At 66.0% G+C, this 11,238-nt stretch carries 3 protein-coding genes; all 3 read left to right on the top strand.

Going from position 1 to position 11,238, the window contains the following annotated elements; translation table 11 throughout:
* Positions 1-205 (top strand): phosphopantetheine-binding protein (locus ACM43_RS00020; protein WP_271537167.1); only part of this gene is annotated, 205 nt, incomplete at its 5' end.
* Positions 198-4,106: an amino acid adenylation domain-containing protein gene (locus tag ACM43_RS00015; protein ID WP_271537165.1), complete on the top strand. Its 3,909-nt coding sequence runs from the start codon at positions 198-200 to the stop codon at positions 4,104-4,106. The genes ACM43_RS00020 and ACM43_RS00015, both read left to right, overlap by 8 nt.
* A partial coding sequence (locus ACM43_RS00010; protein WP_271537163.1) for a non-ribosomal peptide synthetase occupies positions 4,036-11,238 on the top strand: 7,203 nt, incomplete at its 3' end. The genes ACM43_RS00015 and ACM43_RS00010, both read left to right, overlap by 71 nt.

Here is an 11,238-nt window from a genome sequence, read left to right as displayed (position 1 = left end):
TGGTGATTCCTTGATCGCGGTCCAGCTCGTCAGCCGCATCAAGCGCGAACTCGGCCACGACCTGCCGCTCAATCGTCTGTTTGAATTGACGACCGTTGAAACCATGGCTGCTGCGCTGGGCCTGGAGAGCGAGACCGACAAGCGAAGCGACGACATCGTAGCGATGCTCGACATGTTGAAGGAAGTCGAACTGTCCGATGAGTGACACGGCACCCACGCAAAAGCAGCAGCTGCGCGACATTTCTCGGCGCCTGATGCGTCTCGATTCCGGCAAGCAGCACGCGTTCCTGTCGCAGCTGGCGGCGAAGGGCGTCAACCTCGCCATGCTGCCCATCGTGCGCCAGGAGCGAAAGCGGGCGCCGCTCTCCTTTGCGCAAGCGCGCCTCTGGTTTTTGTGGCGGATGGATCCGTCCAGCGCCGCTTACAACATATCGGCGACGGTGCGCGTGCGCGGCCAGCTGCAACCACGCGCATTGCAACAGGCGTTCGATATGCTCGTCGCCCGCCACAGCGCGCTTCGCACCGTCTTTCGGCAGGAAGGGGAGCAGGCCGAACAAATCGTCCACGACCCGCAGCCAGCCGTATTGCGGCACGTGATCCTCGCTGGCGACGACCGCGAACGGCAGGCGCGTTCGTTGGCACGGCAGGAGGCCTCGCTGCCGTTCGATCTCGAGGCGGGCCCGCTCATGCGTGCGGCGCTGCTGACCCTGGACGAGAGCGACCATATCCTCGTCGTCAGCCTGCACCATATCGTGGCCGACGGCTGGTCGATGGGCGTGCTGGTTGACGAGTTCTGGAAATTGTACGCGGCATTCGCTTGCGGTGAAGAACCGGCGCTGCCGGAGCCGGAGATTGACTATGCCGACTACGCCGAATGGCAGCGGCTCTGGATGAGTGCGGTCGATGGCGAACGGCAGGTCGGCTACTGGACCAGGCGTCTCGCCAATCCGGCCGTGCTCCAGCTGCCGATCGACCGGCCGCGCCCGGCGGTTCCAGACCTGGCGGGATCGGCACATCGCATCCCGCTCGAACCGGCGCTAGCCGATGGCTTGCGCGCGCTCGCGCGGCGGCATCGCACGACCCTGTTCGCCGTCCTGCTGGCGAGCTTCAAGCTGCTGCTCTATCGCTACACCGGACAGTCCGACATCAACATCGGCGTGCCCGTCGCCAACAGGCATCGCGACGAAGCGTGCGGCGTGATCGGTCTGTTCGTCAATACCCAGGTGCTTCGCACGCAGATCGACGGCCGCGCGGCGATCGCTAACTTTATTGCGGCGGTTCATGCGGCCACTGTCGAGGCACAGGAAAACCAGGACCTTCCGTTCGAACGTCTGCTCGAGATCCTTCAGCCCACGCGCAGCCTGAGTCAGAATCCGCTGTTCCAGGTCCTTTACAATCACCAGCGTCGTTGGACCTCAAGCAATCCGCCCGATCCGACCGGTCTCCAGATCGAGACGATCGATACAGAGGTCGATACCGTCAAGTTCGACCTCGCGCTCGACACCGAAGAGGGGCTGTCAGGCGAGATCCGTGCCGTCTTCACCTATGCGACGGCGCTGTTCGAGGCGGCGACGATCGAGCGTCTCGCCGCGCATTGGACCACCCTCCTGAAGGCCATGGTTACCGACGACGCGCAAGGGATCGCCGATGTGGCGTTGCTGTCCGAACAGGAATTGGGGCAGTTGCGGCAATGGAATCGCGCCGACGACGAAACGGCAAGCTCATCGTTCACACCGGTGCATCGGACGGTTGCACGGCTAGCCGCCGAAACGCCCGAAGCGCCGGCGCTGGTCTTCGGTGACGATGAAATCAGCTATGCCGAGCTCAACCGCCGCGCCAATCGGCTCGCGCACCACCTGATCCGCCTCGGTGTCGGGCGCGACGACCTTGTCGGCGTCTCGGCACGGCGTTCGCCAGGCCTCATTACGGCGCTGCTCGCCATCTTGAAGACGGGTGCAGCCTATCTGCCGCTCGATCCCGAGCATCCGGCCAGACGACAGGTCGGCACCCTGCGCGATGCCGGCGCGCGTGTCGTGCTGGTCGACGCAGATAGTTCGGCGTTGACGCCGCCAGCTGGCGTCGTGGTCGTTCCGCTCGGTGCGATCGATCTCGCCAAGGAGAGCGAAAGCGATCCCGAGATCGCGGTGGTGCCAACCAGCCTTGCCTATGTGATCTACACCTCCGGCTCCACCGGCATCCCCAAGGGCGTCGCGGTCGAACACGGTCCGTTCGCCATGCACTGCGAGGTGACGGCCGGGCTCTACGACATGGATCGGCACTCGCGCGAGCTGCACTTCCTGTCCTTCACCTTCGATGGCGCCCATGAGCGGCTCTGGACCGCACTGACCTGCGGCGCGGCGCTCGTGATGCGGGATGCGGACCTGTGGTCGGCCGAACAAACCATCGAAGTTCTGCGCCGGCAGCGAGTCACCAATGCCGGGTTCCCGCCCGCCTACCTGCAACAGCTCGCCGATTTCGCGATGTGGCGTGGCAATCCGCCGCCAGTCGAGCTGTACTCGTTCGGCGGCGAGGCGATGCCCAAGGCTGGCTTCGACAAGGTCAAGCGCGCGCTCAAGCCGCGGGCATTGATCAACGGCTACGGGCCGACCGAAACCGTGGTCACGCCGCTGGTCTGGAAGGTCGATGCGAGCGAGGAGATCGACGGCAACTATGCCCCGATCGGTCGCCCGGTGGGGCGCCGCTCGGCCTACATCCTGGACAATGATCTCAACATCGTCCCGCTCGGCGTGACCGGGGAACTGTTCATCGGCGGCGAGGGGCTGGCGCGCGGTTACCGGCAGCGAGCCGAGCTGACGGCGGAGCGCTTCGTCCCTGATCCGTTTGGCGCGCCGAGCGCGCGTCTGTATCGCACCGGCGATCTGGCACGCTGGCGTGCCGATGGCGTCATCGAATATGTGGGCCGGTCCGATCATCAGGTGAAGATCCGCGGCTTCCGGATCGAGCTCGGCGAGATCGAGGCATGGCTGATGCGACAGGCCGGCGTGCGGTCGGCCGTGGTTGTCGCCCGCGAAGCGGGCGTCAGCCGTCAGCTGGTCGGCTATGTCGCCGGCGATGGACCGTTCGACGAAGCGGCGATGCGCGCGGCGCTCTCGGAGGAGCTGCCCGACTACATGGTGCCGGCCCGCATCGTGCGATTGGACCGGCTGCCGCTCACCGCGCACGGCAAGGTCGATCGCGACGCCCTGCCGGCACCGGAGATGCCGGCCGCAATCACCGCGCATGTCGCGCCGCGCTCCGCAGCCGAGACGGTGCTCGCTGCGATCTGGGCCGAGCTGCTCGGCCAGCCCGTCATCGGCGTCACCGACAATTTCTTCGAGCTCGGCGGCGATTCCATCATCTCGCTGCAACTGGTCGGTCGGGCGCGCCAGGCGGGCCTGCTGATCGAGCCGCGTGACGTCTTCCGACATCAGACCTTGCAGGATCTGGCGCGCGTGGCGCGGAGTGAAGACAAGGCGGAGATCGTCGCCGCTGAGCTCGATCTCGACGGCCGCGAGCACCTGCTGCTGCCGATCCAGTTGCGGTTTCTCGGTGAGGATGCAGGGGACCGTCATCACTGGAATCAGGCCGTCCTGCTGATGCCGAAGTCGCGGCTCGACTGGAAGCTCGTCGAGCTCACGCTTGCCGCTCTCGTCGCGCATCATGAGGCCCTGCGCTTGCGCTTCGAGGAGATTGATGGCGGTTGGCGCGCAATTTATGGCTCGCCGCCGGCGATCTCGGAGCTGCTCTGGATTCGCAGCGACGTTCGCGATGCCGCCGAGGTCACGGGAGTTGCCGCGTCGGCTCAGGCCAGCCTGTCGCTGGCCGGGCCGCTGCTGCGTGTGGTCGGCATGGATCTCGCGGATGGCAGCCAGCGGTTTCTGGTGGTGGTGCATCATCTGGTCATCGACGGCGTGTCATGGCGGGTGCTGCTCGAAGACTTTGCGGCGGCGTACGATCAGCTCCGCCAGGGCGCGGCTTCAGTCGCGCTGGCGAGGAGCGACTCTTATGCATCCTGGGGCGCGCGATTACAGGCCTATGCTGCGACCGACAGCCGAGCTCGACTATTGGCTGGAGCGGGGATCGCATGCCGCGTTTCCCTGCGATGACGATCATGGCGGGGTCGACCGGGTTGCAGACGGCGAGGAAGTCCTGCTGGCGTTCGACGCCGGATTGACCACGCGGCTGCTGAAGGAAGCCCCGACCGCTTACCGCACCCAGGTCAATGATCTCCTGCTGGCGGCACTTGCGCGAGCCGTGTCGCGCTGGGGCGGGATTGAGGATGTCGTCGTCGAGCTCGAAGGCCATGGCCGCGAGGACGTCTTCGACGGTGCGGACGTGTCCCGCACCATCGGCTGGTTCACCACGGCATTTCCGATGCGCCTGCCGGGCGGCTCGAGCGACGACGCCTCTCTGATCAAATCGATCAAGGAGGAGCTTCGGGCGGTTCCCAACCGCGGCCTGGGGTACGGCGTCCTGCGTCATCTCGGCACCGAGGCGCAGCGGAGCGCCCTGGCGGCACGTCCCGAGCCGCGCATTGTCTTCAACTATCTCGGCCAGTTCGATTCCAGCATGGGAGAGAGTGCCCCGTTTCGCCTCGCGCCCGAGAGCTCGGGGCCGATGCGCAGCGAAAGCGCGCCGCTTGGCCGCTGGGTCAGCATCAACGGTCAGATCGGGGAAGGACAGTTGCGCCTGTCGTTCAGCTATGGCCGTAGGCGTTACCGGCGCGCAACCATCGAACGTCTCGTCGAGCATTACGCGGCTTCCTTGCGCGAACTCGTCGCGCATTGCACGGGCGGCGCCCGCGGCATCACGCCGTCGGACTTCGCCTTGTCGAACCTCAAGCAGGCTGATCTCGACGCGCTGGTCGCAGCGATCGACTGCCGCGAGATCGAGGACATCTATCCGCTGTCGCCCATGCAGCAGGGCATGCTGTTCCATGCCCTGCGTGATGGCGAGAGCGGCAATTACGTCAACCAGATCGGCCTCGAGATCCGTGGTCTCGAGGCCGGCAGGCTGCGCGCAGCCTGGCACGAGATCAGTTCGCGCCACGCCGTGTTGCGAACCGGATTTGCGTGGCGCGAGCTGTCGGGGGCCGCGCAGCAGGTGGTCTATCGCTCTGCGCCTTTGCCATTCGAGGAAGAAGACTGGCGCTCGCGGGCGGCCGCCATGGAAGAGGAGGAGGTGCGGGCTGCGCTCGCAGGTATTGCGCAAGCCGAACGTACCAGGGCATTCGATCTGTCTCAGGCGCCATTGCAGCGGGTCCGGCTGATCCGGCTCGACGACGCGCGCCACTGGCTGATCTGGACCCACCACCATATCCTGCTGGACGGCTGGAGCGCCGCGCGTCTGATGGCCGAGATCCTGCAGCACGAGCGCGGCGCACGCTTGCCAGCAGTGAAGGGCCGCTATCGCGACTACATCGCGTGGCTGCAAGGGCAGGACCGCGAGGCGTCGACCTCGTTCTGGCGATCGGCCTTGGCCGAACTGGACGAGCCCAGCTTCCTAGCGGACACGCTGGGAGAACCTGCGGCCAACGGTGCTTCCGGCCATGGCTCGTCTGACCTGCTGCTCACGGCCGACCTGACGGCAAACCTGCAAGCCTTTGCGCGGCGCGAGCGCGTCACGCTGAATACGCTGGTGCAAGGCGCTTGGGCGCAGCTGTTGCGCCGCCACACCGGCCAGCGCGCGGTCTGTTTCGGTGCAACGGTCTCGGGCCGGCCGGCGGAGATCAGCGGGGCCGAGGAGATGGTCGGCCTGTTCATCAACACGCTGCCCGTCGTCGATCAGGCAAGCCCGCAAACCGAGATCGGAGCGTGGCTGCGCGATCTCCAGGCGCGCAACACGGATCTGCGCGATCACGGCTGGATGCCGCTGTACGAAATCCAGCGTCTTGCCGGCCGTTCCGGACGCGCGCTGTTCGACAACATCCTCGTGTTCGAGAACTATCCGATCGATCAGGCGCTGCGGGGCGAGAGCGAAAGCGGACGCCGGTTCGGCCGGGTCGAGCAGGTCTCGATCACCAACTATGCGCTGACGGTGGCGGTCTTCGCCAAGCCCGACGGCATCAATCTGGGCTTTCGCTACGATCGCAGCCGCCTCGACGACGATCATATCAGATATCTGCAGGCCTCGCTGTCGCAACTGCTGGCCAGGATCGTGGCGGACGCCTCGCGGCCGCTGGGCGCGCTGGACAGCCTCGATGCCGATGAGGAGCAGAGATTGCTCGGCTGGGGCGGCAGCGCCGAGCGGGCACCGAAGTTTGGCGACACTATCGTCGCGCAGATCGAAGCCCGGGCCGCGGCTTCGCCATCGTCGATCGCGTTGATCTTCGGTGAACGGCAGGTCAGCTATGGCGAGCTGAACGCGCGTGCCAATCGCCTGGCCTGGCGGCTGCGGGAGCACGGGATCGGTCGCGACCGGCTGGTCGGCGTAGCGCTCGAACGCAGCGTCGAACTGATCGTTGGCGTCCTGGCTGTGTTGAAAGCCGGCGGCGCCTATCTGCCGCTCGATCCCGACTATCCCTCCGAACGCCTGCTTCATATGCTGCGCGACAGCGGAACGGCACTGGTGCTGACTCAGGAGCTGCTGCTCTCGCATCTCGCGCCGGTGATCATGGATGCTGGCGCCGAAGCCTGGACGATCGACAAGGAGGGCGAAGCTAACATCGAAGCGCCTGCCGGCAATCCCGATGCGGCGCTTCAGCCGGACAACCTGGCTTATGTGATGTACACATCAGGTTCGACCGGCGTGCCCAAGGGCGTGGCCTGTTCGCATCGCGCGCTGGCGGCGCGGCTTGGCTGGATGCAGGGGGAGTATCGTCTCGATCCTGCCGAGACCTTGCTGCACAAGACCCCGTTCAGCTTCGACGTCTCCGTTTGGGAGATGTTGTGGCCGCTCGCAACCGGCGCGCGGCTGGCGATCGCGCCTCCAGGCGCGCATCGCGAGCCGCGACTCCTGGTAAACGCCGTCATCGCCCACGACGTGACGACGCTGCACTTCGTGCCGCAGATGCTCGAGCATTTCGTGACCGAGCCCGGCGCGCCGCGCTGCACCTCGCTCAAGCGCCTGTTTGCCGGCGGCGAGGCGCTGTCGCTTGATCTCATGACGCGTGTGCGTGCGGCGTTCCCCAATGTACGGTTCGACAATCGCTACGGTCCGACCGAGGCTCTCATCAACGCCACCTACTGGACCTGTCGCGACGAAGGGGCGACGCGCGTGCCGATCGGACGACCCATTCCCGGCGTGACGATCCGCATCCTCGACGCCGATCTGAACATGGTTCCGGCAGGCGTGACCGGCGAGTTGTTCATCGGCGGGGCCGGTTTGGCGCGAGGCTATTGGCGGCGCGAGAAGCTGACGGCGGAGCGCTTCATTCCCGATCGATTCGGCGAGGAAGGCGAGCGGCTTTATCGGTCAGGAGATCTGGCGCGCTGGCGCGCCGATGGCGCGATCGACTATGTCGGACGCGCGGATCACCAGGTCAAGATCCGCGGCTTCCGCATCGAACCCGGCGAGATCGAGGCGCGGCTGCTCGATCAGCCCGGCGTTCGCTCCGCCGTCGTGGTGGCGCGCGATGTCGGCATGGGCCGTCAGCTCGTCGGCTATGTCAGCGGCAGCGGCCAATTGACGGAGGCAGGCTTGCGGACCGCGCTGTCGGCCGTGTTGCCCGACTATATGGTACCGTCGAGAATTGCGGTCCTGGAGCGGTTACCCTTGATGCCGAGTGGCAAGGTCGATCGCCACGCGCTGCCGGCGCCCGACATGGCCCATGGCCATCCGGAGCATCAGGCGCCGCGCACGCCGGCCGAGATCGCTTTTGCGGAGATCTGGGCGGAGCTGCTCGGTCGTCCGTCCGTCGGCCTCACCGACAATTTCTTCGAACTCGGCGGCGATTCCATCATCTCGCTCCAGATGGTCAGCCGCGCCCGGCGCGCCGGATACCTGATCGAGCCCCGCGACGTATTCCAGCATCAGACGCTCGAAGCTCTGGCGCGCGCGGCGCGGACCGAGCAGCGCACGGGGACGCTCGCCGATCAGGGGCAGGTCACCGGCCCGCATCCGCTCTTGCCGATTCAGTCCCGCTTCTTTGCGGAGGACATGGAGAACCGGGATCATTGGAACCAGGCGGTGCTGTTGCAGCCGAGAGAGCGTCTCGACTGGAACGTGATGCGGCGCGCACTCACCGCTGTGGTCGATCATCATGACGCACTGCGCCTCCGCTTCGCGCAGAGGCAGGGGAACTGGTGTGCCGAGCACGGCGCTGCTCCGGCAGCGGATGCGCTGCTCGGGGTGCGGCAGGCGATCGACCGGGCCGCCGTGACGGCGCTGGCATCGTCGGCGCAAGCAAGCCTGTCGATCGCCGGCGGAATGCTGTTGTGGGCAGTCGGAATCGATGTCGCCGATGGCAGCCAGCGTTTTCTGATCGTGATCCACCATCTCGTGGTCGACGGGGTGTCATGGCGCATTCTGCTGGAGGACATCGCCGCAGCTTACGCGCGGCTAGGAAACGGCGACGCCACGGTTGTGCTTCCGCCCAAGAGCCACGCCTACGCACTGTGGGGACAGCGCTTACGGACCTACGCAACGTCGCCTGAACTGGCGGCGGAATTGCCTTACTGGGCCAGCCGCGGCGCGCATGCGGACATTCCCTGCGACGACGATCATGCCGACCTCGATCGCATGGCGGATGCCGATGAAATCCTGCTGTCGTTCGAAGAGCAATGGACGCGGCGCCTGCTGACGGATGCGCCGTCGGCTTATCGGACGCAGATCAACGATCTCCTTCTTGCCGGCCTTGCACGCGCCGTCTGGCAGTGGAGCGGACGGGACGACGTTCTCGTCGAGCTTGAAGGACATGGCCGCGAGCCTCTCGCTGGCGATCTCGACCTCTCGCGCACGGTCGGCTGGTTCACGACGGCCTTTCCTGTGCGGTTGGCCGGTGGCTCAGAAGATCCTTCGTCATTGATCAAGACCGTGAAGGAGGAGCTTCGCGGCATTCCCGGCCGCGGACTGGGCTACGGCGTATTGCGTTATCTTGGCTCTGAAGAGCAACGTTTGGCGCTATCGCACGCCGGCGAGCCGAGGATTGCGTTCAATTATCTCGGCCAAATCGACGGAGGCGATGAGGCGGCGCTGTTCAGGATGGCAGCGGAAAGCGCCGGCCCATCGCGGGATGCATCGAGCCCGCTGCGACACTGGCTGATGGTGAACGGCACGGTGCGCGATAGTCGGTTGCTTCTATCGTTCGGCTTCGGCCGCAAGCGCTATCGGCGCGAGACGGTCGAGCGGCTAGCCGCGTTGTACGAGGCTGCGTTGCGTGAGCTGGTCGATCACTGCACCAGCGGCGCGTGCGGCCTGACACCATCGGATGTGGCATTGTCGGGGCTGGGTCAGATCGAGCTCGACAGGCTTGCGCTCGATTGGCGCGAGATCGAGGACATCTATCCATTGTCGCCGATGCAGCAGGGCATGTTGTTCCATGCGATGCATGACGGCGAGAGTGGACTCTACGTCAATCAGGTCGCGGCGGAAATCCGAGGACTCGATGCCGAAAAGCTGCGCCGCGCCTGGCAGGCGGCCAGCGATCGTCACGCGGTGCTGCGGACGGGATTTATTTGGCGTGACCTGTCCGGCGCGCCGCAACAGGTCGTCTATCGACGGGCCGAAGTGCCCTTTGTCGAGGACGACTGGCGAGCACGGAGCGCGACGTGGGACCAGGCGCAACTGGATGCGGCGCTGGCCGACGTTTCGCGGCAGGAGCAGGCCGCCGGGTTCGACCTGTCGCGACCACCCTTGCAGCGGGTCCGGTTGATCCGGCTCGGCGACGACAGGCATTGGCTGATCTGGACGCATCATCACATCCTGCTCGACGGGTGGAGCTCGGCGCGGCTGATCGCCGAGGTGATGCAGCATAACGGCGAGGGACGCCTGCCGGCATTGCACCACCGCTATCGCGACTACATCGCGTGGCTGAAGGCCCGTGACAGCGAGGCGTCGGCGGCCTTCTGGCGCAATGCGACGGCAGAGCTGGACCAGCCGAGCTTCCTGGCAGGCAGCCTCGTCGAACCGACGGGCTCCCAATTGTTTGGCCACGGCACGCTCGCGCTGGAGCTGGATTCTGTACTGACCGGACGCTTGCAGGAATTCGCGGCGCGCGAGCGGATCACCATGAACACGCTGGTGCAGGCGGCATGGGCGCAGTTGCTGCGACAGCATACCGGGCAGGGCACCGTCTGCTTCGGTGTCACCGTGTCGGGCAGGCCGCCGGAACTCGCCGGCGCCGAAGAGATGGTCGGCCTGTTCATCAACACGTTGCCGGTCATCGACGGTGTCGGCCCACAGCAGACCGTTGGATCATGGCTGCGCGAGTTGCAGGATCGCAATCTGGCCTTGCGCGAATTCGGCGCGACGCCGCTCTATGAGATCCAGCGGCTGGCAGGGCGCCCCGGACGGCCACTATTCGACAGCATCCTGGTGTTCGAGAATTACCCGGTCGACCGCGCGCTGATCGGACAGGATCGGCAGATCCAGGTCGGCGAGACCCGGATCGTCGAGACCAGCAATTATCCCTTGTTCGCCAGCATCGGCGTCGATGAGCGCCTGCGCCTCGTCTTCAACTATCAGCGCAAATATTTCGACGAGGCCCAGATCGCACGGCTGCAGCGGACCTTTGTGCGGCTGATCGAGGCGCTGAGCATGGATGCCGATCGACCGGTCGGGATGATCGCGGCCCGCGATCCCGCGGATGACGTCCTGCTCGCACGGGCGAACGATACGCGCCGGGATGAACCGCGCGAGGGGATCATTGCGCAGTTCGAGGCGCAAGTCCGGAAGTCGCCGCAGGCGATCGCACTGGTGTTCGGCGAGGCGGAGCTGAGCTATGGCGCACTGAATGCGCGTGCCAACCGGCTGGCGCGGGGATTGCGCGATCGCGGCGTCGGGACCGACGTCGTGGTCGGGCTGGCGGTCGACCGCGGCGTCGAGATGCTGGTCGCGCTGTTGGCGGTGCTGAAGGCCGGCGGGGCCTATCTGCCGCTCGATCCGGATTACCCGCCGGAGCGGCTGGCGCACATGCTGCGCGACAGCGGCGCGGCGCTGGTGCTGACGCAAGAAAGATTGCACGATCAGTTCGCAGCCATACTGGCGGAGACCGGCGCGGAGGCCTGGCTCGTTGATGGACAGGACGGCGAGGGCGGCGATTCCGGCAATCTCGATGTCGCCGTTCACGGCGAGAGCCTC

This window comes from Bradyrhizobium sp. CCBAU 45321, from assembly GCF_028128975.1.
Classification (GTDB): Bacteria; Pseudomonadota; Alphaproteobacteria; order Rhizobiales; family Xanthobacteraceae; genus Bradyrhizobium; species Bradyrhizobium yuanmingense.
The sequence above is the reverse complement of the archived record's forward strand: the minus strand, read 5'-3'. Positions and strand labels throughout refer to the sequence as shown.